The sequence below is a fragment of the Serinicoccus sp. CNJ-927 genome, assembly GCF_001942435.1.
Lineage (GTDB): Bacteria > Actinomycetota > Actinomycetes > Actinomycetales > Dermatophilaceae > Ornithinicoccus > Ornithinicoccus marinus.
On the sequence record NZ_MKKF01000044.1, the window covers coordinates 139,410 to 162,944 of the forward strand.

General features: G+C 70.9%; 29 protein-coding genes. 19 read left to right on the forward strand and 10 right to left on the reverse strand.

Going from position 1 to position 23,535, the window contains the following annotated elements:
* Positions 1-58 precede the first annotated feature (58 nt).
* From BJF86_RS11790 to rplI, 3 genes are all read left to right on the forward strand, one after another.
* Positions 59-679, forward strand: coding sequence for a single-stranded DNA-binding protein (locus BJF86_RS11790; protein ID WP_075819155.1), 621 nt, complete (start codon positions 59-61; stop codon positions 677-679).
* Between the two features lie 86 nt (positions 680-765).
* Entirely contained in the window at positions 766-1,002 is a 237-nt protein-coding gene (gene rpsR, locus BJF86_RS11795) for a 30S ribosomal protein S18 (RefSeq protein ID WP_066639385.1), read from the forward strand.
* A gap of 24 nt (positions 1,003-1,026) precedes the next feature.
* Positions 1,027-1,476, forward strand: a complete 450-nt coding sequence (rplI, locus tag BJF86_RS11800; protein WP_075819157.1) for a 50S ribosomal protein L9 — start codon at positions 1,027-1,029, stop codon at positions 1,474-1,476.
* Between the two features lie 440 nt (positions 1,477-1,916).
* Here rplI and BJF86_RS11805 read toward each other — a convergent pair whose 3' ends face one another.
* The 3 genes from BJF86_RS11805 to BJF86_RS11815 all read right to left on the reverse strand — a co-directional run bounded on the left by BJF86_RS11805 (position 1,917) and on the right by BJF86_RS11815 (position 4,924).
* A complete protein-coding gene (locus BJF86_RS11805) occupies positions 1,917-2,885 on the reverse strand; it encodes a hypothetical protein (protein WP_075819159.1) in 969 nt (322 codons plus the stop codon).
* 211 nt (positions 2,886-3,096) lie between these two features.
* Positions 3,097-4,437: an MATE family efflux transporter gene (locus tag BJF86_RS11810; RefSeq protein WP_075819161.1), complete on the reverse strand. Its 1,341-nt coding sequence runs from the start codon at positions 4,435-4,437 to the stop codon at positions 3,097-3,099.
* Positions 4,438-4,468: 31 nt separating this feature from the next.
* The gene (locus BJF86_RS11815; protein WP_022923508.1) at positions 4,469-4,924 is read right to left on the reverse strand and encodes an Hsp20/alpha crystallin family protein; all 456 of its coding nucleotides are present in this window, start codon (positions 4,922-4,924) and stop codon (positions 4,469-4,471) included.
* Between the two features lie 497 nt (positions 4,925-5,421).
* Between BJF86_RS11815 and dnaB the strand changes: the two genes are divergently transcribed.
* Positions 5,422-7,653: a replicative DNA helicase gene (dnaB, locus tag BJF86_RS11820; protein ID WP_414819946.1), complete on the forward strand. Its 2,232-nt coding sequence runs from the start codon at positions 5,422-5,424 to the stop codon at positions 7,651-7,653.
* 55 nt (positions 7,654-7,708) lie between these two features.
* On the opposite strand, the gene BJF86_RS11825 is transcribed toward dnaB, so the two are convergent.
* Positions 7,709-8,284, reverse strand: coding sequence for a DUF402 domain-containing protein (locus BJF86_RS11825; protein ID WP_158068414.1), 576 nt, complete (start codon positions 8,282-8,284; stop codon positions 7,709-7,711).
* Between the two features lie 338 nt (positions 8,285-8,622).
* Between BJF86_RS11825 and BJF86_RS11830 the strand changes: the two genes are divergently transcribed.
* From BJF86_RS11830 to BJF86_RS11870, 9 genes are all read left to right on the forward strand, one after another.
* Positions 8,623-8,904, forward strand: a complete 282-nt coding sequence (locus tag BJF86_RS11830; RefSeq protein WP_075819167.1) for a hypothetical protein — start codon at positions 8,623-8,625, stop codon at positions 8,902-8,904.
* 22 nt (positions 8,905-8,926) lie between these two features.
* A complete protein-coding gene (locus tag BJF86_RS11835; RefSeq protein WP_237768194.1) occupies positions 8,927-9,586 on the forward strand; it encodes a hypothetical protein in 660 nt (219 codons plus the stop codon).
* A 25-nt stretch (positions 9,587-9,611) separates the two neighbouring features.
* On the forward strand, positions 9,612-9,845 hold the full coding sequence (locus BJF86_RS17980) for a hypothetical protein (protein WP_075819171.1): 234 nt from the start codon (positions 9,612-9,614) through the stop codon (positions 9,843-9,845).
* Positions 9,838-10,245 carry a PIN domain-containing protein gene (locus tag BJF86_RS11845; protein WP_075819173.1) on the forward strand — a complete coding sequence of 136 codons (408 nt, stop codon included), beginning with the start codon at positions 9,838-9,840 and terminating at the stop codon, positions 10,243-10,245. Before BJF86_RS17980 ends, BJF86_RS11845 begins: the two co-directional genes overlap by 8 nt.
* Before the next feature lie 42 nt (positions 10,246-10,287).
* Entirely contained in the window at positions 10,288-10,629 is a 342-nt protein-coding gene (locus BJF86_RS11850; protein ID WP_321166186.1) for a PIN domain-containing protein, read from the forward strand.
* A gap of 197 nt (positions 10,630-10,826) precedes the next feature.
* The gene (locus BJF86_RS11855) at positions 10,827-11,318 is read left to right on the forward strand and encodes a hypothetical protein (protein ID WP_075819177.1); all 492 of its coding nucleotides are present in this window, start codon (positions 10,827-10,829) and stop codon (positions 11,316-11,318) included.
* A complete protein-coding gene (locus BJF86_RS11860) occupies positions 11,315-12,313 on the forward strand; it encodes a hypothetical protein (RefSeq protein ID WP_075819179.1) in 999 nt (332 codons plus the stop codon). Before BJF86_RS11855 ends, BJF86_RS11860 begins: the two co-directional genes overlap by 4 nt.
* A 14-nt stretch (positions 12,314-12,327) precedes the next feature.
* Positions 12,328-12,726, forward strand: coding sequence for a hypothetical protein (locus BJF86_RS11865; protein ID WP_075819181.1), 399 nt, complete (start codon positions 12,328-12,330; stop codon positions 12,724-12,726).
* 219 nt (positions 12,727-12,945) lie between these two features.
* Complete coding sequence (locus tag BJF86_RS11870; RefSeq protein ID WP_075819183.1) at positions 12,946-13,554, forward strand: GNAT family N-acetyltransferase; 609 nt, start codon at positions 12,946-12,948, stop codon at positions 13,552-13,554.
* Positions 13,555-13,591: 37 nt separating this feature from the next.
* Here the strand turns inward: BJF86_RS11870 and BJF86_RS11875 are convergent, their stop codons facing one another.
* Positions 13,592-14,146, reverse strand: a complete 555-nt coding sequence (locus BJF86_RS11875; protein ID WP_075813522.1) for a helix-turn-helix domain-containing protein — start codon at positions 14,144-14,146, stop codon at positions 13,592-13,594.
* A 76-nt stretch (positions 14,147-14,222) separates the two neighbouring features.
* On the opposite strand from BJF86_RS11875, the gene BJF86_RS11880 reads away from it, so the two are divergent.
* On the forward strand, positions 14,223-15,866 hold the full coding sequence (locus tag BJF86_RS11880; RefSeq protein WP_075819185.1) for an FAD-dependent oxidoreductase: 1,644 nt from the start codon (positions 14,223-14,225) through the stop codon (positions 15,864-15,866).
* Here BJF86_RS11880 and BJF86_RS11885 read toward each other — a convergent pair.
* Together BJF86_RS11885 and BJF86_RS11890 are read right to left on the reverse strand one after the other, a co-directional pair.
* Entirely contained in the window at positions 15,844-16,860 is a 1,017-nt protein-coding gene (locus BJF86_RS11885) for a zinc-dependent alcohol dehydrogenase family protein (protein ID WP_075819187.1), read from the reverse strand. The genes BJF86_RS11880 and BJF86_RS11885 overlap by 23 nt on opposite strands.
* Before the next feature lie 224 nt (positions 16,861-17,084).
* Complete coding sequence (locus BJF86_RS11890) at positions 17,085-17,267, reverse strand: sigma factor (RefSeq protein ID WP_075819189.1); 183 nt, start codon at positions 17,265-17,267, stop codon at positions 17,085-17,087.
* Between the two features lie 129 nt (positions 17,268-17,396).
* Between BJF86_RS11890 and BJF86_RS11895 the strand changes: the two genes are divergently transcribed.
* Positions 17,397-17,651 (forward strand): type II toxin-antitoxin system VapB family antitoxin, encoded by a 255-nt coding sequence (locus BJF86_RS11895; protein WP_075813598.1) that lies wholly within the window; start codon positions 17,397-17,399, stop codon positions 17,649-17,651.
* Positions 17,648-18,040: a type II toxin-antitoxin system VapC family toxin gene (locus tag BJF86_RS11900; protein WP_075819191.1), complete on the forward strand. Its 393-nt coding sequence runs from the start codon at positions 17,648-17,650 to the stop codon at positions 18,038-18,040. The genes BJF86_RS11895 and BJF86_RS11900 overlap by 4 nt, the downstream gene beginning before the upstream one ends.
* A gap of 30 nt (positions 18,041-18,070) precedes the next feature.
* On the opposite strand, the gene BJF86_RS18375 is transcribed toward BJF86_RS11900, so the two are convergent.
* Positions 18,071-18,274, reverse strand: a complete 204-nt coding sequence (locus BJF86_RS18375) for a hypothetical protein (RefSeq protein WP_202817348.1) — start codon at positions 18,272-18,274, stop codon at positions 18,071-18,073.
* A gap of 227 nt (positions 18,275-18,501) precedes the next feature.
* Between BJF86_RS18375 and BJF86_RS11910 the strand changes: the two genes are divergently transcribed.
* From BJF86_RS11910 to BJF86_RS11920, 3 genes are all read left to right on the forward strand, one after another.
* Positions 18,502-19,698 (forward strand): MFS transporter, encoded by a 1,197-nt coding sequence (locus tag BJF86_RS11910; RefSeq protein WP_075819193.1) that lies wholly within the window; start codon positions 18,502-18,504, stop codon positions 19,696-19,698.
* A gap of 12 nt (positions 19,699-19,710) precedes the next feature.
* A complete protein-coding gene (locus BJF86_RS11915) occupies positions 19,711-20,748 on the forward strand; it encodes an alcohol dehydrogenase catalytic domain-containing protein (RefSeq protein ID WP_075819195.1) in 1,038 nt (345 codons plus the stop codon).
* A gap of 131 nt (positions 20,749-20,879) precedes the next feature.
* Positions 20,880-21,875 (forward strand): GTP pyrophosphokinase family protein, encoded by a 996-nt coding sequence (locus BJF86_RS11920; RefSeq protein ID WP_075819197.1) that lies wholly within the window; start codon positions 20,880-20,882, stop codon positions 21,873-21,875.
* 157 nt (positions 21,876-22,032) lie between these two features.
* Here the strand turns inward: BJF86_RS11920 and BJF86_RS11925 are convergent, their stop codons facing one another.
* Together BJF86_RS11925 and BJF86_RS11930 are read right to left on the reverse strand one after the other, a co-directional pair.
* A complete protein-coding gene (locus BJF86_RS11925; RefSeq protein ID WP_075819199.1) occupies positions 22,033-22,554 on the reverse strand; it encodes a hypothetical protein in 522 nt (173 codons plus the stop codon).
* Positions 22,555-22,648: 94 nt separating this feature from the next.
* Entirely contained in the window at positions 22,649-23,509 is an 861-nt protein-coding gene (locus BJF86_RS11930; RefSeq protein WP_075819201.1) for an SDR family oxidoreductase, read from the reverse strand.
* Positions 23,510-23,535: the final 26 nt, after the last annotated feature.

Here is a 23,535-nt window from a genome sequence, read left to right on the forward strand (position 1 = left end):
CGACCCCGCACACCCCGAACTCCTGACCTGACCGACAGCAACGCGAGGAGCACCTGACATGGCCGGAGAGACTCCGATCACCGTCGTCGGCAACCTGACCGCCGACCCCGAGCTGCGCTTCACCCCCAGCGGTGCGGCCGTCGCCAACTTCACGGTGGCGTCCACCCCGCGGCAGTTCGACCGCCAGACCAACGAGTTCAAGGACGGCGAGACGCTGTTCATGCGGTGCTCGGTGTGGCGCGAGGCGGCCGAGCACGCGTCGGAGTCGCTGCACCGCGGCGACCGCGTCATCGCGACCGGCCGGCTGGTCTCCCGCTCCTGGCAGACGCCGGAGGGCGAGAACCGCACGGTCATGGAGATGCAGGTCGACGAGGTCGGTCCGTCCATGCGGTATGCCACCGCCCAGGTCACCAAGGCCCAGCGCGGCCAGGGTGGCTCCGGCGGCGGCTGGCAGGGTGGCGGCCAGCAGGGCGGTCAGGGCCAGGGCGGACAGGGTGGTCAGCAGAGCGGCTACTCCGGCGGCGGCAACGCCGGCGGGCAGCAGTCAGGGGGCCAGCAGGCCCCGGCCAACGACCCCTGGGCGACCGGCGGCGCCAGCAGCACCGGCGGCAACTCCGGTGGCTCCGGCGGGGGCTCGGGCTGGGGCGGCGCGCCGTCCTACGACGAGCCGCCGTTCTGATCGGCCACCCTCCACAGCACCACCACGAACACACCCACCATCCCGAGCGATGAGCTCGGGCTCTCACGAAAGGGGAGAGCACCACGATGGCCAAGCCCGTCATGCGCAAGCCGAAGAAGAAGGCGAACCCGCTCAAGTCCGCCAAGATCGAGGCGATCGACTACAAGGACACCGCGCTGCTGCGCAAGTTCATCTCCGACCGCGGCAAGATCCGTGCCCGTCGGGTGACCGGCGTCTCCGTGCAGGAGCAGCGCCGGATCGCCGGTGCCGTGAAGAACGCCCGCGAGATGGCGCTGCTGCCCTACAGCAGCTCCGCCCGCTGAGCCCGGTCGCATCAGGAGCGCATCATGAAGATCATCCTCACCCAGCCTGTCACCGGTCTCGGTGACGCCGGTGACGTCGTCGACGTCAAGGACGGCTACGCCCGCAACTACCTGCTGCCCCGCAAGGTGGCGACCGCCTGGACCAAGGGCGGCCAGAAGCAGGTCGACTCGATCAAGGCGGCCCGCGACAAGCGGGCCGTGAAGAGCGCCGAGGACGCCGCCGCCGCCAAGGCCCGGCTCGAGGGCGCCGAGATCACCGTCGAGGCCCGCGCCGGGTCCGGTGGCCGCCTCTTCGGTGCCGTCACCCCGGGCGAGATCGCCGAGGCGATCGCCGCCAGCGGTGGCCCCGAGGTCGACAAGCGCCGGATCGAGGTCCGCACCCCGATCCGCAGCGTCGGCGACCACCCCGTGCACGTCCGCCTGCACGAGGACCTCGCCGCCGACGTCACCGTCAGCGTCGTCGCCTCCGCCTGAGCGGCCGGCTGCACGCGCAGCACACGCCGTACGGCCCCGTCTCCCCCGGGAGGCGGGGCCGTTCCGCGTCCGCCCGTCGGGGCGCCGCTCGCTGATCGCCGCCCCGTGACCGTGGAAGTCTCGCCATGGCGCCTTTTGCCCGGTCGGGTAGCGGTCGGCGGGCGGGTGCGACCGTGGAAATGCTGCCGTGGCGCGCCTTTGCCGGTCGGCGTTGCCCTCGACAGCGGTTGTGACCGTGGAAATGCTGCCCCGGCGCGCTTTTGCCGGTCGGCGTTGCCTCAACAGCGGTTGCGACCGTGGACATGCTGCCGCGGCGCGCCTTTGCCGGTCGGCGGGCGGGTGCGACCGTGGAATCGCTGCCGGGGCGCAGCTTCCCCGGTCACCGGGCCCTCTGACGTGGTGCCGACCGTGGAAGTCTCGCCGGGGCGCACCTTTCCCGGTCAGCCGGCCTGTCCGAGCCGTCGTCGGGCCGCCTCGAGGGCGGCTCCGAGCTGCCGGAAGAACGGTTCCGGAGTCGTCCGGAGCCCCAGCACCGGGATCTGCAGGCTGACCATGGTGCGGTCCCTCAGCTGAAGGTCGTTGTGCCGCAGGGCGTCGTCGAGACCGGCTGTGCCCTGGAAGTGCTGGGCTCCGTGGATCTCGACATGCACCCCGAGATCCTCCCAGAACACGTCCAGGTAGACCCGTCCGTTCCGGCCCGTCCGCACCGCCTGCCGAGCCGGCTCCGGAAGGCCACGGCGACGGCACTCGGCGGCGAAGTCCAGCTCGTTGAGCGAGTGAGCCCCGTCGCAGACGTCCCTGATGACCTCGTCGAGCACTGAGGTCTCCCAGGTCCGCCTCATCTGCTGCCAGCGGACGAGCAGAGCGTCCGGCGCCACGAGTCGCTGCTGCACGGTCATCGCCACGAGGGTGGCCGCCTGCCGGTCGGTCCTGGCCCATCGCGCCGCGCGGACCACCGCGACGTCGGGTGGTGTGCGCCGAAGACCCGAGGTGGTGCGCGGCCCCAGGTCGCGCAGGCGGTGGTGGCAGACCCCTTCCAGTCGACGGACCGTGGCGTTGTTGGGCACGGCGACGTGGATGACCGGATCCTCCCAGTGCTGCAGCCCGGTGGCCAGCAACGCCGTCGCGCCGTCCAGGACGCTGTGGGTGCCGGACTCCCAGACGGCCCACCACCACAGGGCATGGCCGCTCGGCACGTCCGAGGTGATGCAGAGGGTATGCGCTCCCGCCCGACTCCACGCGCCGTGGTCGATCTCCGTGGCGATCTGCCCTGGTGTCAGCCCGGCTTCCAGGAGCATCCGCCTCGTGACCACCCCGTCGTGCGGCTCGGCCAGGTCTCGCGCGAGCCGGTGCCGCCGGGCACGTTCGAGCCGCTGGTTTGTCCTGCGCTCGGCGCGCGTCGTGGGCATACCCCAGTCTGCGACGCACTGACGACGCCTCGCTGAACCTATCCACAGGCCACTCCTGGACCGTCGAAGCGTCGCCACGGCAGCAGTGTCACGGTCGGCTGGGGGCTGACAGCGGCTGCTGACCGTGGATGCGCCGCCGGGGCGACACTTCCACGGTCGGCCGAGGCCTCGAGGAACGGCGCCAAGCCCGCCGGGCACTGCCCCCTGCCGCTCACCGCTCGGCGCCGACCACCATCCACCGCTCCCCGCTGGCCCGCCGCCACATGAGCAGGGCCCGGACGCTCATGAAGCCGGTGAAGGCGACCCACAGCCAGACCAGACCGGTGGTGCCGTCGACGCCGGTCAGCCGCACGGCGAGCACCATCGGGAGGTAGGCCACGGTCGCCGCGGTCTGCGCCCACGCCAACCACCGGGTGTCGCCAGCGCCGATGAGCACACCGTCCAGGATGAAGGCGATCCCGGCGATCGGCTGGCCGACCGCCACGACGAGCAGGGCCGCGGCCAGGGCGGCCCGCACGTCGGCGTCCTGGCTGAAGCCGAGCGGGATGACGCGGTGCAGCGCGACGATGAGCACGGCCAGGATCACGCCGAACCACACCGACCACCGCACCATCAGTGCTGTCGCCTCCCGCGTCCCCGTGACGTCGCTCGCGCCGAGCGTCTTGCCGGTCAGCGCCTGCGCGGCGATGGCGAGCGCGTCGAGGGCGAAGGCGAGCGTGGACCATACCGTCAGCGCCACCTGGTGCGCCGCCAGCTGCTCGTCGCCTAGCCCGGCGGCCGACCAGGTGGTGAGCAGGAGCGCCGCGCGCAGCGCGATGGTCCGCACGAGCAGGGGTATGCCCCCCCGCGCCGCCCGCAGCACCCCCGCGCCGTGGAAGGTCAGGGACGACCCCAGCCGCCGGGCCCCGCGGACGACGACGAGGACGAGACCGAGCGCCATACCGGTCTGCGCGATGACCGTCCCGATCGCGGCGCCGGCGATGCCCCACCCGACTCCGTGCACGAGCATCAGCGAGAGCGCCGCGTTGCCGGTGAAGCCGACGACGGAGGCCACGAGCGGGGTCCGCGTGTCCTGCAGCCCGCGCAGCACCCCGGTCGCGGCGAGCACGACGAGCATGGAGGGTATGCCGAGGGCCGACCAGCGCAGGTAGGTCACCGCCTCGGCCACGACCGCGTCGCCGGCGCCGAAGAGCTGGACCAGCGGCTGCGCGAGCAGAGCGGTGAAGACGGCGCCGACCGCGCCGAGCAGCAGCGCGAGCCAGACCCCGTCGATGCCGGCGCTGACCGCGCCCCGTTCGTCTCCGGCGCCAAGCCGGCGGGCGACGACCGCGGTGGTGCCGTAGGCGAGGAAGATGAAGATGTTGACCGCGGTGAGCAGCACGGCGCTAGCGACCCCGAGACCGGCCAGCGCGGCGGTGCCGAGGTTGCCGACGATCGCGGAGTCGGCGAGCAGGAAGAGCGGCTCGGCGACCAGGGCCAGGAAGGCGGGCACGGCCAGGCGCAGGATCTCTCGTGCCTGACCGTGCCCGCCGTGCGCCCGGTCCTCGGTCACGAGAGCCGGGACGTGATGCGGTGGTCGATGGTCAGCTCGCTGCCTCCTGGTCGTGGCCGCCCTGCTCGACCGTCTGGCCCTCGATGCTGTGCTGTCCGCCGTGCGAGACCTGGATCTTGCGCGGCTTGGCCTCCTCGGCGACCGGGAAGGTCAGGGTCAGCACGCCGTCGCTGTAGTCGGCCTCGATCCGGTCGAGGGCGACGCCGTACCCGAGGGTCAGCTGTCGCGCGAAGGTGCCGGCAGGGCGCTCGTGCGAGAGCCACTGCTCGACGTCCCTCTCCTCGCTGCGCTCGGCACGCAACGTGAGGGTCCGGTCCTCGACGTCGATGTCGATGGACGACGGATCGACTCCGGGCAGGTCGACGCGGGCGACGTAGCGCTCGCCGGTGCGGTAGAGGTCCATCGGCATCGCGGCGGCGGCCGTGGGCGGGGTGCGCATCTCGGACATCAGACGGTCCATCTCGCGCAGCGGGTCAAAGCGGGTCATCGTGTCCTCCCTTGTCCAGTTCTCTCGAGGTGCGTTAGCACTCTCAGTAATAGAGTGCTAACGCCGCGACGTTTCGTCAAGTCCGTGCGGTGTGCGGGCCTACCAATTTTGATCCACAGCCGGGGTGTCGCGTCGCCGCAGGTCACAGCCCTGATGTGACGAAAGTTCCGTGAGTTTCCACAGTGTTGTCCACACGCCGTGCTGGGACGTGGGGTGGGTTGTCCCCACGGCCTCCACACCGTGTCCCCAGGTCGTCCACACGGGGATGCTGCGGGTCGGTGACCTCGGCCGTACGGTAGGCCGATTGCGGGTCTGTCGGCGGTGGGTGCTGGACTTCTCGCACAGGTTGAGCACGTGCTGACGACGGGCGAGGAGGCGGTATGACGCTGAGCGAGATGGACGTCTACGGACCGCCGGACCAGGGTGCGCCGAGCGGCCCGGAGGACCGTCTTCCTCCTCAGGATGTCGCCGCCGAGCGCAGCGCGCTGGGCTCGATGATGCTGTCCAAGGACGCCATCGCCGAGTGCTCGGAGATGGTCAAGGCCCAGGACTTCTACCGCCCGGCGCACGAGGGCATCTTCGAGGCCTGCGTGGACCTCTATTCCCGCGGCGAGCCGGTCGACGCGATCACGGTCGGTGACGAGCTGACCAAGCGCGGCGACCTGCAGCGGATCGGCGGGACGGCATACCTGCACCAGCTCATCGCCGAGGTCCCGACCGCCGCCAACGCCGCGTTCTACGCCGAGATCGTCGCCGAGCGCGCGGTGCTGCGGCGGCTCGTGGACGCCGGCACCCGGATCGTGCAGATCGGCTACCAGGGGGGCGACGTCGAGGACATCGTCAACGCCGCGCAGGCCGAGGTGTATGCCGTCGCCGACAAGCGCGGGGGCGAGGACTACCAGGCGCTCGGCATGCTCATCGAGCCCACGATGGACGAGATCGAGCACGCGGCCGGGTCCTCGGGGGAGATGACCGGTGTGCCGACTGGGTTCACCGAGCTCGACGAGCTCACCAACGGCCTGCACCCCGGGCAGATGGTCATCATCGCGGCCAGGCCTGCTGTCGGGAAGTCGACCATCGCCCTGGACTTCGCCCGGGCCGCGGCGATCAAGCACCAGATGGCGACGGTCGTCTTCTCCCTGGAGATGAGCCGGACCGAGATCACCATGCGCCTGCTGTCGGCGGAGTCGGAGATCCCGCTGCAGAACATGCGCAAGGGCAACATGCGCGACCGCGACTGGACCCGGTTGGCCGAGACCCAGGGCCGCATCACCGACGCCCCGCTCTTCATCGACGACAGCCCCAACATGTCGCTCATGGAGATCCGCGCCAAGTGTCGCCGGCTCAAGCAGCGCAACAACCTCAAGCTCGTGATCATCGACTACCTGCAGCTCATGAGCTCGGGCAAGCGGGTCGAGTCGCGCCAGCAAGAGGTCGCGGAGTTCTCCCGCGCGCTCAAGCTGCTGGCCAAGGAGCTCGAGGTGCCGGTCATCGCGCTGTCTCAGCTCAACCGAGGTCCGGAGCAGCGGACGGACAAGAAGCCGCAGATGAGCGACCTTCGTGAGTCGGGCTGCCTCACCGCTGACACGCGCGTGCTGCGCGCCGACACGGGGGCCGAGGTCACGCTCGGTGAGCTTCACGAGCAGGGCGCAACCGACGTGCCGGTGTGGTCCCTCGACGAGTCCCTGCGGTATGTCCGGCGTCATCTCACCCACGTCTTCGCCACCGGGACGCGGCCGGTCTTCCGACTCACTCTCACCTCGGGCAAGACCCTGACAGCGACGGAGAACCACCCCTTCCTGGCCTACGACGGCTGGAAGGCCCTCGGCGACCTGCACGCCGGCGACCGCATCGCCGTGCCGCGCCACGTCCCTGCGCCGGAGCGGCACGAGCCGTGGGCCGACGACGCCGATGTGGTCTCCCTGGCCGACGATCTCGTCGAGGGTCGGGCGTCTCGGCTCCCGGACGAGGCGTGGTTCATGTCCAAGCGTCAGATCGCCGTGCTCGTCGCTGCGATGTGGTCCCGCGAGGGGCAGGTGGGTGTGAGCCCGCACGAGGAGCGACCCACGATCTCCCTTCCCGGGAACCCGTCGGTGCTCGATCAGATCGCCCGACAGTTGCTGCGTTTCGGAATCAGCACGGAGCAGCGGAGTTCAGTGGCCGGCGCCGTCCTGGGCGTTGTGGAGCGGGACGACCAGCGCCGCTTCCTCCAGGAGGTCGCGCCTCATGGCGACCTGGGGCCAGACGTGGCGGGGGCTCTCGCGCTGGTGCGAAACGGTGCAGGCCACGCCGCCGCGCCTCGGCTGTCGGAGCCTTCTCCGCTGTGGGCCGAGGTGGGCAAGGTCATGAGGCGTGCTGAGGATACTGGCTCGTTGAGCTCGGTGGTCGATGTGCTGGACAAGGAGGAGCTTGATCTCGCAGCCGTCAACGACGTGCTCTTCGGGCAGATCCAGTCGGTGGAGCTGGTGGGCGTCGAGGAGGTCTACGACGCCACCGTGCTCGGTGGCCACAACTTCGTCGCCAACGGCATCGCGGTTCACAACTCGATCGAGCAGGACGCCGACGTCGTGATCCTGCTGCACCGCGAGTCGCTCTACGAGCGGGAGTCGCCTCGCGAGGGCGAGGCGGACGTCATTGTTGCCAAACACAGGAACGGCCCGACTGACACTGTGGTCGTCGCCTTCCAGGGCCACTACAGCCGATTCACGAATATGGCCAGCAACTTCTGAGCCTCCTCTTGTCGACGTGAGACCACTACCAGGTAGCAGGTAGCGAGTTGCCGCTTCATCCTCCTGCTGCTACTCCGGGCAACCCCAGATCTCCCGGCGTCGGCCCCTCGTGTGGTGAGCGATCAAGGCTGTGGAGCCACGGCACGGCGGCGTGCCCGAAGGGCTCCACTTGGCGCTCCACGAGCGGCAGCAGCGACCGAGCGGTCTCTTCCGCGGCCCGCACGGCCTCGTCGACGATGAGGCCAGACCCAGCCAGAAGGTCCCACTCGTCCTGGTCCACGAGCCCCGCCCGACCATCGGGCCTCCGGAACAGGTCCAGTTCCAGATCGATGAAGGACCACGTCTCGTCCTCGAACGTGAGTGGTGTGCAGACGTCGATGGTCAGATCTGTCTCGGCTGTGAACCAGAACGCAGGCAGACTCCACGAGCGCTCGATGACCAGCCAGACAGCAGCGTTCTGCTGCAGCTCAACGCCGCCATCCGGCTGGTGCACAGGAGTTCCCTGGCGGGACCCGAGCCAGGTTCCGTGTCGATCGGTCCCCAGGATCTCGACCGGCCAGCTGAATGCCTCCCTGCAGCGCCTCCCGGCAATGTCCCACTTCTGCTTTGAGAGCCGCACCACGGTTCCCATCATGTCAGCGTCGCCCGTTGTGACGGCGGCTTATTAACCAGGCACTGGCCAAGCACCGAAGGCCCTGATGGCGTCGACGAGTGGAGTCCACCCGGGGTGGTGTGCGACAGGCCCGGTCAGCGTGGACCTGCATGGCTCTCGCTGCGGCGACATGTCGCTGTGCTGCGCTACCTTCCTAGCCCGGCTGTGCGCGCGGAAGGGGCTACTGCCGAGTCTCTGAGGGGAGTGCCTGGCGTGGCATAGCAGCAGGACCGCCGTGCCCCCACGGCTACAGCCCGTCAGCAGGGCTCTGTGAACAACTTCGGAGGGAAGACCGCGGGTCGCGGCATCCTGGCCGGATGAAGAAGACGATCGAAGCCATGGTCGGAGACATCGACCACCGGCTCATGGATGTGCTGCTCACGTTGCTCCAAAACGGGCCACAGGATCTGGAGTGGCTGTCGGCTCGCGCGCGGCGACAACTGCAGGACGTGCGCGTCGATGAGTATGCCGCGAGCAGGGCCGTCGAGACCTGCACCTTGCTCATCGGAAGACCGGACGGCTCGGTGGTCCGCCTCGTCGACGCCCTGGACGGCCGGGCTGACGCACCGGGTGACGGGGGCGCATCCTGGTCGAACTGAGCTGTGGAGTGTGCTCGCGCTCATGCCGCTCGTCGCGTGCGCCGGTCAGGCGCCCTTGCGGCTCGCCTCGGGTGGTGAGGTGATGACAGCCGCTTTCGGGCACAGTGCGCTCGTCGGCCCGCCGGGATGGCTGCCGGACGCCGCTCCCGGCCAGTTGCTCGGCCTGCGCCTCGAGGGCGGCCTGTTGTCGGTCGAGGTTCATGACGCGACGGTGATCAGCGAGGAGCGTGACCGCAGAGTTCGTCAGGTGTTGACAACCCACTACCGCACGGAGGAGTGGTTCGCCGAGGACGAGCTGGAGGCCCGCCCCGGAGCGCTGAACCGTGCCATCGGTTACGGCCTGCTCGAGGATCCAGGCCTGCTGACCTCGCCTGTCACGCCGCTCAACGAGCTCCTCTACGACGCCCTGCACGAGGTCGACCGCGTGAGCCAGTCCCGGGACCGGCAGGCGTGGGAGGCAGGAGACTGCGTCACCTTTGGCATATCTGGTATGCCGGAAGCCCTCTGCACCGAGTTGTCCCGCCGCGCTCACACCTACGGTATGCCGCTGGACCAGTACGTCATCCTGGCCCTCGGGCATCTCGCCTGGCGGACCCCGTTCGCCGAGGATGTCGGGCCGTGGGAGTCATGGGTCCCTGACCCACCCGAGCCTCTCGACCACCCCCGCGTGCGATCCGTGTAGCACGGGATCAGCGCTACACTTAGCCATGCCCAACCTCACGATCACCGTTGACGCCGCGACCCTGAAGCGCGCGCGAGTGCGCGCGCTGCAGCGGGACGAGTCGGTGAACGCCTTCCTCGCGCAGGCCCTGGCTCGGTATGCCGACGGAGACGACGCGGCCGGGCACATGGACCGAGTGCTTGCCGCTGCGGCGGCGACGAGCCAGGGATCAGGCCCGGGGGGCCGCACCTGGACGCGCGACGAGCTGCACCGTGGCTGACTTCCTCGACACGAACGTCGTGGTCTATGCCTTCGACGACGACGAGCCGGTGAAGCAGGCGCGGGCGCGGCAGCTCATGCGAGAGCGACCGGACGCGGTGATCAGCACCCAGGTGCTGCTCGAGTGGTACGCCGTCGTGACGCGCAAGTTTGCTCCCGCCATGCCGCTTCATGCCGCCGCCGGGGCGCTGGCTTCGCTGGCCGCCCTTCACGTCGTCGACGCGGACGCCGAGCTCGTCGTCCGCGCCGCTGAGCTCGCTGCGCAGCACCAGATGTCCATCTGGGACGCCATCATCGTCGAAGCGGCGAGTCTGGCGTCGTGCGAGACACTCCTGAGCGAGGACCTGACTGACGGGGCGTCGCTCCGAGGCGTCTCCATCCACAACCCTTTCGCGGGCTGACCCGGCTCGCGGCAGGGCGATGCCGCCTCGTTCGCCGCGGTGGTGGCAGCGATCGACGCCAGCGCCGACCCTCTCGTCGTGTCACCGTTCGTCGTGGCCGAGCTCGACTACCTCGTCCTGACCCGCCACGGGTCAGACGCCGAGCATGCTGTGCTCGCTGAACTCGGTGGTGGTGTGTGGGAGCTCGCCGGCATCGATCGCCGACGCCTGGCGGAGGCTACCCGGCTCGTTGAGGCCTACAGGGACGTCCCCATCGACGTCACCGATGCTGCCAACATCGTGCTCGCACAGGCATACCAGACCCGCGAGATCGCGACGCTCGACCGTCGGAACTTCACGATCCTGCGTCTTGACGATGGTTCCGCTCCGCGCCTTCTGCCCTGAACCATCCTGCGCCTGCCGGGAACTCATGCCTCCCGACGCTCTCCGATCCTGGTCTGTCTGGAGGTCGGCCTGAGCGACTCCCGCCAGCGGGGGGCAACCGTATGCTCTCGGTGAGCGAGTCCTTGATATGTTCGCGAGATCGTCAGGCGTCCTCGGGGGATGACCGAGGCTGGGCGACACGAGATGGGGGAACGAACATGAAATACCGCTGGGTGGCTGGCATTTCTGCGATCACCTTGCTGGCTGCTTGCTCCGGAACTGCTGATGATCCGATCGATCTCGATGTCGAGAATGCCGCCGCGCTGATCGAGGAGGCCGACACCGCGTTCGCCGAGGGGGTCCTCGCGGGCCTGGACCCTGTGACAACAGGTGACGAGGCGACGTCGAGGTGCTACTTCTCTGGTCCTGCGCAGTTGTCCAGTGCCATCTCCTGCGGTCCGCTCCGCACTCTGGGCACTGACGAACCGACGTGGTATACGGCTCCTCTCATACGCAAGCAGAGTCGGGAGGGCATACGACTGTCCCTCGCGGCCACCGAATGGACTGTCGCTCCAGCGGGTGAGGATCTCCACCGGCCGGACGGTCTCGAGCCAGCGCCGATCGCCGCTCTCCCCGAACCCCAGGCACCGACCCTGCCCGAGAGCAACGTCGCCCGCTGGTTCCCGGAGGCACCCTCGATGCCGACGTGACCTGGGAGCCCCTGGAGGGCGTCTCCATCCATGCCCCCGCAGCGACGTTCGAGATCACGGGCACAGCCGAGTTGGACGAGGTCCCGGCGTCCCTGGCGTACGACGGCGCTGCCGACGAAGACGCTGCGGTGTCCTCCTCACCGTTCTACGTCCCCGCCGAGGGACAGCGTGTGACTGCCTGGCAGCTGGAAATCTCGCCGTCCGTGGTTCCGGGCTTCGAGCCGGTGGGATGGGGTGGACCTGAGACCCGGGACGCGACAGCGCGGCTCTCTGTGAGCTCTGGTGCACAGCGCCTGCCGATCGAGCCTCACGAGGACACCCAAGATCCCCTCGGTGCCAGTTGTACTGCTGGGTTGCCCTGCAGCCACATCACCCCAGGTCGCTACGTAATGGTGACCTCCGTCGCGAAGGAGGGCCCGCAGGAGCTGATCGTCTCTACGGACGGGGAGGACCAGGTCCTCGATCTGCAGAGCGGGGAGGTGACGTCGTCGGCGTCACTCCTCGCGGAGCAGCGGTCCGACTTGGAGCTGCAGACGTCCACGACGTGGCCGCGAGAGGTCTACACGATCCTCACCGAGGCCGAGGCTGACGAACAGGGCTACCGGTGGACGTACAGCGACGTCGAGCTCACCTATGCGGGAAGCGTGAATTCTGTGCTGCTGGTTCCGTACGACGAGCACCTAGGGTGGGCCCAGGAGGGGCGGGCGTGGTTGTCCGTGCAGATCACGGATGATCCACGTCGGCTGCAGCAGGGAAGTGAGCTCCAGTACGACCGGGGACGGACCTTCCAGCTCATGGTCGGTGACGAGAGCCTCACACCGGTCGGCGATGAGGCGATGACGGACTACCTGGTGTTCGACGTCCCTTCTGACTTCACCGCGGGGGAGTTCCGCTATCGACCGACAGGAAGCTTCGTGCTCGACGACTCTCCGCTCGAATTTCAGGCTGAGAACAGTTTCACGCTGGAGATCCTGTTCGAGGGGGAGCGCCGATGAGGGCTCGGGGAGTCGTGCCGGTCGGTGTTCTGGCCTTGAGCGGCATTCTCGTGCTCGCGGGCTGTAGCCCAGAGTCGGGTCGGGCGCACCCGATCGATGCCGCGGAAGCCTTCCTCGCGGCTCTCGCCGACCGGGATCCGCAGAATGCCTGCGCGATGTTCGCCGACGAGAGCGGCCCGATTCCTGATGGTGAACGTGCTGACTGCGAGGCGTGGCTGAACAGATCGTTCGCCCAGATGACGGACTCTGAGGCAGACGCGATCGGAGATGCCACGGTGGAGACGGTGACCCTGACGCAGGATCCGAGTCGCGCACGGGTGCGGTCCGATGACTTCGAGACACCGGGCGAGGCCTTGCCGACGCTCGAACTGATCAAGGTCGAGGACCGCTGGTACGTCACGGACATGCCGTAGACGCAGCTCCACGCACTGTCGCCGGAGCATCTCCCTCTCCAGCGGATTGATCCTCTCGCCCGGTCCGCCCCCCGCGGTCTCCTGCTCACGTGCTCACCGAGGTCGAGCACCCGGGTGACACCGCGCCGCTCGATGGGCTTCTCATCCTCCGAGCCTTGTACCAGCCGGGACGCACCGCGTAGGACGCGAGGTGTCCGGCATACCCCCTAGGTTGTGGGCATGAGCACCGACACGGGCGACGTCGCCCAGCTCCAGGTCCGCGCGCTGACGCCCGAGACGTGGCCGGCCTTCGACGACCTCGTGCTGCGGCACAACGGCATCTTCGGGGGGTGCTGGTGCACCTACTTCCAACCCTCCTGCGAAGACCGGCTGCCGGGCGCCGAGGGCAGCAGGGCGATGAAGCGGGAGTATGTGGAGTCGGGCCTCGCGCACGCCGCTCTCGTGATGGACGGAGACGAGGCGGTGGCCTGGGCGGAGTTCGGGACGCCGGAGGAGCTGCCCAACATTCACCACCGCAAGCAGTACGACAAGGAGAAGGACCGCGACCCGGACTACCGGATCACCTGCGTCTTCGTCGACCGGCGGTACCGGCGGCGAGGCCTGACGGAGGTGGCGATCCGCGGTGCGCTCGACCTCATCGCGCAGGCCGGCGGGGGCGTGGTCGAGGCCTACCCGCACGACCTGACGCACCAGACGAAGAAGATGTCCTCCTCGTTCCTCTACAACGGCACCCGCCGGCTCTACGAGCGACTGGGCTTCACCTACGTGCGCCCCAAGGGCCTGAAGAACTGCGTGATGTCGATCGAGGTGTCCGCGCCGACGACCTGACGGTCCGCAGTCCGTGCCCCGGGTGCGGTCTGCCGCGTCACTGGTGCACGTGCGCCCGCTGCCCCTCGCGGTCGAAGATCATGATGAGCTCGGCGGGCCCGCCCACGGCCCGGATGGCGTGCGGGGTCATGGTGGAGAACTCGGCGGCCTCCCCCGTGCCGACCTCGATCTCGCGCTCCCCGAGCAGCAGGTGGACCCGTCCCTCGATGACCGCGAACCAGTCGTGCCCGGGGTGGACCCTCTGCTCGGGAGCGCGTGGCGAGGGCTCGAGGCGCATCTTGATGGCCACGGTGCGACCGTCGGGCCGGCTGAGCGGCCACGTGGTGTGCCCGCCCGAGCTGTGCGGTGCCGGCCGGATGACCACGTCCTCGTCGCCCGGTCGCTCGAAGAGGGCGTCGAGGCTCACCCCGAGGGCCTGGGCCAGCGGCACGAGGACGTCCAACCCGAGCGTGCGCTTGCCGGTCTCGATGCGGCTGATGGTCGAGGGGCTGAGGTGGGTCCGCTCGGCGAGCTCCTCCAGCGAGTAGCCCAGGGTGCTGCGCAGGCTGCGCAGCCGGGTGCGCGCCAACGTCTCGACATCGGTGGTGCTCATCCGGACAGTCTGCTGGCGTATTGCGAATCCTGCAAACTCTGTCCCGTATACCGCATGCGGTCGGTAGGGTAGAGCCATGACGACGCCCCAGCATCCTCACCAGCACGAGTCCCGTGCGCAGGGCCACGACCACTCCGGGCCCACGATGGAGCGCCGTTGCGACGTCGCTGTCATCGGCGGCTCGGCGGCCGGCCTCGCCGCCGCGCTGCAGCTCGCCCGGCAGCGGCGCACCGTGGTCGCCGTCGACGACGGGACCCCGCGCAACGCCCCGGCCGCCCACATGCACGGCTACCTCGGTCGGGAGGCCGCGGCGCCCTCCGAGCTGCTGGCGGTCGGTCGCGAGGAGGTCCGCGGCTACGGCGGCGAGATCCTCACCGGTCGCGTGCTCGCCGTCCGACCAGGGGAAGACGGTCGCTTCCGCGTCGAGCTGAGCGGCGGGCATACCCTCCTGGCCCGGCGGGTGCTCGCCGCCACCGGCATCAGAGACGACCTCCCCGACATCGAGGGGCTCGCGCCCCGCTGGGGTCAGGACGTCATCCACTGCCCGTTCTGCCACGGCTACGAGGTCCGCGACCAGCGCCTCGTCCAGATCGTCACACACCCGATGGGCCTGCACCCGACCGCGCTGCTCCGCCACCTGACCGACCGGCTCACGGTCGTCCTGCACGACGTGGCGGGCGTCGACGAGGCTGCTCTCACCGCGCTCGAGGTCGCCGGTGTGCCCGTCGTGCGCACCGGCGTGCGGCGCGTGGTCACCGGGTCGGACGGCGCCGTGACCGGCGTGGAGCTGGTCGACGGGGCGCTGCTGGAGGCCGACGCGGTCCTCGTCGGCACCCGCTTCCACGCCCGCGTCGAGGCGCTGGCGCCGCTCGGGATCGAGGCGAGCGCGCACCCGAGCGGTCTGGGTGAGGTGCTGCAGGTGGACCCGATGACCGGGGAGACCACGGTGCCCGGGGTGTACGGCGCGGGCAATCTCACCGACCCGTCCTTGCAGGTGCTGCCGTCGGCCGCCCACGGGAGCCGGGTCGGCGCCATGATCGCCTTCAGCCTCGCCGACGAGGACCTGCGCTCGGGGCAGCGCACCGCGGGCGAGGAGGGTGACTGGGACGCGCGCTACGGCACCGGGGAGCGGATGTGGAGCGGCAACCCCAACGGCACCCTCGTCGCCGAGGTCGAGGGTATGCCGCCCGGCCGGGCTCTCGACGTCGGTGCCGGTGAGGGTGGCGACTCGTGGTGGCTGGCCGAGCAGGGGTGGGACGTCACGGCTGCCGACATCTCCGGTGCGGCGCTGGAGCACGTCGGGGCGGAGGCGGAGCGCCGTGGGCTCGCGGTGCGCCTGCTGCACCGGGACGTCAACGCCCCCGACGCCGTCGGTAGCGAGACCTACGACCTCGTCTCGCTCCAGTACGGCTCGTTCCTGCGGACCCCGGAGCAACGAGGCCTGCGCACCCTGCTGGGTGCCGTCGCCCCGGGCGGGACGCTCCTCGTGGTCGGCCACGACCTGTCCCCGATGCGCGAGCCCGTGGACCCCGCCGAGCAGACCCGCATGTTCGACCCCGAGGCGTATGTCGGTGTCGAGGAGGTCGCCGCAGCGCTCGCGACGCAGGACGGGTGGACCGTGCAGGTGCACGAGACCCGTCCCCGCCCGTCCGGCGCCGTGTCGACCCACCACGTCGACGACGTGGTCCTGCGGGCGGTCAGGGCCGCAGCAACGCCTTGATCGCCCTCCGCTCGTCCATCGCGGCATACCCCTCGGCGGCCTGCTCCAGGGGCAGCTCCAGGTCGAAGACCCGGCCCGGGTCGATCTCCCGGTCCAGCACCAGACGCAGCAGGTCGGGGAGGTAGGCGCGCACCGGTGCGATGCCGCCGCGCAGCCCCACGTTGCGGTAGAACATGTGCTCCTGCGGGATGTCGGTCACGTGCGGGACGCCGACCCAGCCGACCATCCCGCCCGGCCGCGCGGACTGCAGCGCCTGGACGACAGAGTCCTGGGTGCCGACGCACTCGAGCACGGCGTCAGCGCCGATCGCGTCGGTCAGCTCGCGGACGGCGGCCACCCCCTCGTCGCCGCGCTCGGCGACGACGTCGGTGGCCCCGAACTCCCTGGCCAGCCGCTGCCGGTCCTCGTACCTGCTCATGGCGATGATCCGCTCGGCGCCCATGACGCGCGCCGCGAGCACGCCGCACAGGCCCACCGCGCCGTCACCCACGACGACCACGCTCCCGCCCTCGCGCACCCCAGCGCAGACCGCGGCGTGCCAGCCGGTCCCCATGACGTCGGAGAGGGCCAGCAGGCTCGGGACCAGGTCGTCGTCGGGCCGGCCGGGGGTGGCCAGGAGCGTCCCGTCGGCGTTCGGGATGCGGATGCGCTCGGCCTGGCACCCGGCATACCCACCGCCGTTCTGACAGTTGGCGTGCTGGCCGACCCGGCAGACCGGGCAGGTGTTGTCGCTGTGCAGGAAGCCACCGACCACGAAGTCCCCCGCCTGCACGGTCGACACCTGCGACCCGGTCTCCTCGACGACACCGACGAACTCGTGGCCGATGGGCCGGGGCTCGGCCACCTGCGAGATCCCGCGGTAGGGCCACAGGTCGGACCCGCAGACGCAGGCGGCGACCGTGCGGACGACGGCGTCGGTGGGCTCGGTCACGGTGGGGTCCTCCCGGTCCTCCACCCGGATGTCCCCCGGTCCGTGGATGACTGCTCCGCGCATGCTTCCTCCTGTGCTGCTGGTCCGTGCTGCTCGTCCCGGGTGGTCCGGCGGGTGCCGGCCGACCGTGGTGGACCCTACCCCGGACGTCAGCGGTGGCGCCGTCCGACGGGCCACCTGACGGGCCCGCCGCAGCACTGACCCCTGGCCCAGCCGGGCTGCGGCGGCTCCGGGAGATCCGCGCGCTCACGCCGGTGCCGTGCCGTCTCGGAACGGACGTGGTCCAGTCACCGGCGCCAGGCGACGGTGACCCGCCACGCCTGCGGGTCGGACGGCATACCCTCCGGCCAGCGGTCGACCGCCTCGATGAGGGCCTCCTGCACGGCGTCCTCGGCCAACGCGAAGTCCGCCCCACGCCGGACGAGGACACCCAGGACCCGCGGCCCGAGCCGCCGCAGCAGATCCTCCACGGGAGTCCGGCTCAGGCGTCGGTCTCGGGGTGGCGGCTGAGGAAGGGACGCACCTGACATCGGCGACGACCCCATCACCGTTGTCTACCTTCTCGGCCAAGGGTGGACGACGGAGGTAGAATGGTAGACATGAGCCTGAACATCAAGAATCCGCGCGTCCACGATCTCGCGCGGCAGGCGGCGGCCCGCACCGGACGTTCCCAGACCAGTGTCATCGAGCTCGCCCTCCGACAGCTCCTCGACGGGCTGCCGACGGATGACGCCGCGAGCGGTAGGACCCGCGTCGACGCAATACTGGCCGACCTGGACGTCCACCTGGGTCGGCACGACCTGACGGTCCTCGACCACGACGACCTCTACGACGACGCCGGTCTGCCGACGTGATCGTCGACACGTCCGCGATCGTGGCGATCCTGCGGGACGAGCCCGAGCGGCCCGCGATGCTCGCAGCGCTCGCCGGGGCGCCGGTGGTGCGCATGTCCGCCGGGACGCGGTTGGAGCTGGCCATCGTCATCCGACGTCTCGAGGACCCGGTCGTGGAGCGGCGGGTCGAGGATCTCCTGGAAGCGCTGCGCATGAGTGTCGAGCCCTTCACCGTGGCCCACGGCGCCATTGCGCAGCGGGCCTTCGCCGACTTCGGCCGGGGAAGCGGGCACCCGGCCCGACTCAACTTCGGTGACTGCTTCGCGTATGCCCTCGCCCGCGAAAGCGGCGAGCCATTGCTCTTCAAGGGTGATGACTTCACGCATACCGACGTCGCGCCAGCGCTCTGACGTCCACCGGAAAACCCCGGGGTGCGGCCCTCACAGCTCTGAGGCCAGGTGCACGACGCCCCTGCCGAAGCGGTGCACGTCGACCAGGCGCAGGTCGAGCCGCAGGTCCGCGGGCAGCCATGGGGTGCCAGACCCGATGACGACCTCGGGGCGGCTGCGCCACTGCTCGCCGTACTGCCGCTCCTCCGGGCTCGCCTCCGGTCCGGTGTCGTAGGTCTCCCAGACCTTCATCACCTCGTAGAGGCGGCGGCGGTAGAGCTCGGCGGTGACCTGCTCGTCCCGTTCGTTGAGGTAGGCGTGGAGCTCCGCGTCCGGCGCGCCTCAGTCGAGGTCGACCTGCGCGTCGGCGACGTAGCCGTCCAGCGACCCGATCCCGGCAGACACGAGGCGTCGCATGGGCCCATCCTCGCCTCGGGACCACCCCGGCGCCAGCGAGCTCTCGGGAGCTCTATGGTCAACGCATGACGACCTCCCCCCGGCGGGCCGTCGCCACGATCGTGGTGGCGATGCTCCTCGGGAGCTCGGTGTGGTTCAGCGCCAACAGCGCCGCCGACGGGCTGCGCGTGGAGTGGGGCCTGGACGCCGGCGGGGTCGGGCGGCTGACGCTGGCCGTGCAGCTGGGGTTCGCGGTCGGCACGATCGCCATGGCCATGACCAGCCTGGCCGACCGCTTCCGGGCCAGCCGGGTCTTCGCGGTCTCGGCGGTCGTGCCTGCCGCGGCGAACGCCGGCTTCGCGCTGCTCGCCTCCGGCCTCGCCGAGGGGATGCTCTGGCGTTTCTTCACCGGGGCCGCGCTGGCCGGGGTCTACCCGCTCGGGATGAAGATGGTCGTCTCCTGGGCGCCGGAGCGCGCCGGCGCCACGCTCGGGTGGCTCGTCGGGATGCTCACCCTCGGCACCGCCCTCCCGCACGGTATCCGCGCCGTCGGCGTCGGTCTTGACTGGTCCCAGGTCATGCTCACCTCCTCGGGGCTCGCCCTGGTCGCGGCGGCGGTCGTGCTCCGGCTCGGCGACGGCCCGCACCTGCCCACCGCCTCCCCGGACGGGCTGCGCTGGGGCGCGGTGCTGAGCGCGTTCACCGTGCCCGACTACCGCTTCGCGGCGCTGGGCTACTTCGGCCACATGTGGGAGCTGTATGCCCTCTGGACCGTGGTTCCGCTGCTGGTCGCGGACGCGCTGTCACCGGCCTCGTCGGGGGTGTCGGTATGGTCCTTCGCCGTCATCGGCGTGGGCGCGGTCGGCTGCGTCGTCGGCGGGCGGCTGTCGGCCGCCTGGGGCAGCGGGCGGGTCGCCACGGGGGCGCTCGCGGCCTCGGGCGCGGTGTGCGCGGCATACCCCGTGCTCGCGGGCGGCCACACCTGGCTCGTCCTGGTCGCCCTCCTGCTGTGGGGCGTCGCGGTCATCACCGACTCGCCACAGTTCTCCGCGCTCAGCGCCCGCGCCTGCCCGCCGCACCTCGTGGGCAGCGCCCTCGCGATACAGAACAGCGCGGGCTTCGCGATCAGCGCGGTCTCCATCGTGCTCGTCTCCGCCGCCTATGCCGCCCTCGGCCCGGCGGTCGCCTGGCTGCTGCTCCCCGGCCCGGTGCTCGGGCTGCTGGCGATGGCTCGCGAGCGCCGCCGCGGGCGGCCGATGCGGGCGCTGTCACCCGAGGTGTGACACGCTCGGGCCGTGAGAGCCGTGGTCGTCGACGCCGTGCAGAGCAGGCCCGAGGTCCGGGAGATCCCAGACCCGCGCCCGTCGCCGGGCGGCGTCGTCGTCGAGGTGCGGGCGACCGGGTTGTGCCGCAGCGACTGGCACGCCTGGGCGGGGCACGACGACCTGGCCTATCCGCACGTCCCTGGGCACGAGCTGGCCGGGGTGGTCGTGGAGGTCGGCCCGGACGTCCGTCGCTGGCGCGCCGGTGATCGCGTCACCGTCCCTTTCGTGTGCGGCTGCGGCGGGTGCGAGTGGTGCCGTCGCGGTGAGGCGCAGGTGTGTCCTCACCAGCAGCAGCCCGGCTTCACCCATCATGGGTCGTTCGCCGAGCAGGTCGCACTGCATGCGGCCGACACCAACCTGGTGGCGGTCCCGGAGACCATCGACCTGCGGACGGCGGCGAGCCTGGGGTGCCGCTTCGCGACGGCATACCGGGCCGTGGTCGACCGCGCGAAGGTGAGCGAGGGCGAGTGGGTGACGGTGGTCGGCGCGGGAGGGGTCGGCCTGAGCGTGGTGATGATCGCCCGCGCCGTGGGGGCGCGGGTCGTCGCCGTGGACCGCCACCACGGGGCGCTCGACGTCGCCCGAGACCTCGGTGCCGAGCACACCGTGCTCGCGGACGGCACCGACGTGCCGGAGCAGGTGCACGCCCTGACCGGGGGCGGTAGCCAGGTGTCGGTGGACGCTGTGGGCAGCGCGCAGACCTGCGGCGACGCGTTGCTGAGCCTGCGCCGCCGCGGGCGTCACGTGCAGGTCGGGCTCCTCCCTGCCGCGCAGGGCCATCCGCAGGTGCCGCTGGAGCGACTCATCGGGTGGGAGCTGGACCTGCTTGGCAGCCACGGCATGCCTGCGGTCGACTACCCAGGCATGCTCGGTCTCATCGAGAGCGGAGCGCTGGCCCCGCAGCGGCTGATCGAGCGCACCATCGGGCTGGCCGAGGCTGCGCAGCTGCTCCCCGGCTTCGACCGGGCCAGCCTGGCCGGTATGACGATCATCGACCCCAGACGCTGAATCGTCCTGGGGTCCGAGCTCCCCGGCATGAGCAGATGCGTGCCCCTCGCGCATGGCTCGTGGCCCGTGCCTGAGACGGTTCGACTCATCGTGTGCCAGCCCGCCCGCCGACGATGCGGCAGGCTGGGGGCATGGCGAGCAACCAGTCGACGCGGATCCGGCGGGCGGTGGCGCGGTATGCCGCGGGCCACGACGCCCTCAGGGCCGCCACCGACGCCTACGTCGGCGTCGTCACCCGGCTCCTGGACGACGCCGGCATTAACTACCTCGCGGTGACCGGGCGCACCAAGAGCGTGGAGTCCTTCGCCGGCAAGGCGGCCCGGCGCAGCCGCGGCGGTCGGCTGGCCCACCCCAAGCCGCTGACCGACATCACCGACCAGATCGGGGTGCGGGTGGTGACCTACGTCCAGGCCGACGTCGAGGCCGTCGCGCAGCTCCTCGCGGCGCAGCTGGACGTCCGCGACGACCGTGACATGGGCCAGGAGACCGCGGCCGAGGGGCGCTTCGGCTACTCCAGCCGGCACCTGCTCGTCGCGCTGGACGAGGAGCGGGCGCGGGAGGCAGGCATACCCCCGCAGCAGCCGGCGTCGGTCCAGATCCGCACCGTGCTGCAGCACGCCTGGGCCGAGTTCGAGCACGACATCCGCTACAAGGGGTCGGTGCCGGAGGAGCACGCGCACGACTTCGACCGCCGTTTCACCCTGGCCGCCGGGCTGCTGGAGCTGGCCGACCAGCAGTTCACCGCGATCCGCGACCGGCACCGGGAGGAGCTGACGTCACCGGCCGACGCCGCCGACGACGACCCGCGGATCAGCCCGACCGATCTCGCGGCCTTCCTCGCTGGGCAGTTCGCCGACGCCGGGTGGTCGCGCACCGACCACTACGCCTGGATCAGCGGGCTGCTGCTGGAGCTGGGGATCACCTCACTGTCCGAGCTGCGCGAGGTCATCCGCGACGTCGACGTCGAGCAGATCGAGGCACGGATGGGCTACCGCTACCCGCCCGGCGCGGTCCGCCGGCTGGACGACTCGCTGCTGCAGGTCTACGGCGGGCGCTACGTCGGGCTGCACGGCAACGCGCACCGGCAGGATCTGCTCACCGCACGCCTCGACCGGCTCACCGGCTGAGCGCTGCCAGACTGGCAGCATGCGCGCCATCGTCCGGTCCGCAGCCCGTGCGACGCCGGAGGCGTCGGGCTCAGCCGTCGTCGCCGGGATGACGCTGATCGACCCACGCCGCTGACCTCGTCGACCCCTGGCGGCCATGCTGGACGACGGGGCGTGGTCAGCCGTCCTGCGGCCGTTCGTCCAGCCGGGCGACCATGATGTCGAGCCCCTGCCGAGCCGACTGCTCGGCCTGCCGGACCCGCTCGTGCATCTGGCGAGCCGCCTCGAGCGCCAGGACGGCGCGCCGTTCCGCCTCCCGACAGGCCTCCACGCCCTGCTCCTGCTCCTGGCGGTCGGCGGACCGGTCGTCGTGGTAGCGCTGGACCTCCGCCGCCGCCAGGTCGACGGTCCGGTCGACGAGGAAGCGGTAGGACGCGCGCACCTTCTTCTCCGTGGTCTTGCGCGCGAGGCCGTCGACCTCCTCCTGCACCCCCTGCCGCATGAAGGGCAACGGGTCCGAGATGTAGGCCGCCTCCTGCACCGCCTGCTCGGCGGCGGCCAGCCGCTCCCGGGCGTCGGTCAGACCACGCTCGGCCTCGCGCACCGCGGCGGTGGCTGCCTCCAGGTGCGGTCCGAGGCGCGAGTCGAGGGTGTAGGTCAGCTGCTCGCGCTCTCCTGGGTCGAGCCCGTCCGCCACCATCGCTGCGCCTCCTTCGTGTCCCGGTCGCCCCACCTTCTCATCCAGGGGCGGTCGGGATCGAGGCCCGTCGCGCCGGCGACCGCGGCCGCCGGGCTCAGAAGACCGGCTTGCCGCCCGTCACCCCGAGCACGGTGCCGGAGACATAGCTCGCCTCGTCGGAGGCCAGGAAGACGTAGGCCGCCGCGACCTCGACCGGATGGCCGGCCCGACCGAGCGGGGTGTCCGACCCGAAGCCCTCGACCTTGTCCGCGGCCATCGTCGAGGGGATGAGCGGGGTCCAGATCGGGCCTGGTGCCACGGCGTTCACCCGTACGCCGCGCTGCCCCAGCTCGGCGGCCAGGTTGACTACGAGGTTGTTGAGCGCAGCCTTGGTGGCGGCGTAGTCGAGCAGGTGGTCCGAGGGCGAGTAAGCCTGGATCGAGGTCGTGACGATGACCGACCCACCCGGGCTCAGCTCGTCGGCCAGCGCCCGCACCAGCCAGAACGGCGAGAAGACGTTGGTCGCGAAGGTCCGCTCGACCTGCTCGGGAGGGAACTCCTCGAGCAGGTCGTGGGTCATCTGGTAGGCCGCGTTCGCGACCAGCACGTCCAGCCCACCGAGGGCCTCGACGGCGTCCCGGGCGACCTGCTCGTTGGCCTCCCGGTCCCGCAGGTCGACGGCGAACAGGTGGCAGGTGCCCCCGGTCTCCTCGACCAGCTGCCGGGTGCGCTCGGCGTCCGCCTGCTCCTGCGGCAGGTGCGCCACGGCGACGGCGGCGCCCTCCTTGGCGAAGGTGAGGGCGACGGCACGCCCGATCCCGGAGTCTCCGCCGGTGATGAGCGCACGTCGCCCCGGGAGGCGGTCCCGACCCGTCCAGGACTGCTCGCCGTGGTCGGGCTGCGGGTCGAGGTCGGCGACGGTGCCGGGCCAGTCCTGGTGCTGGCCGGGGAGCGAGGACAGGTCTGCTCGGGTCATGGTTCTCCTCCGTACGTGCTGGTGGT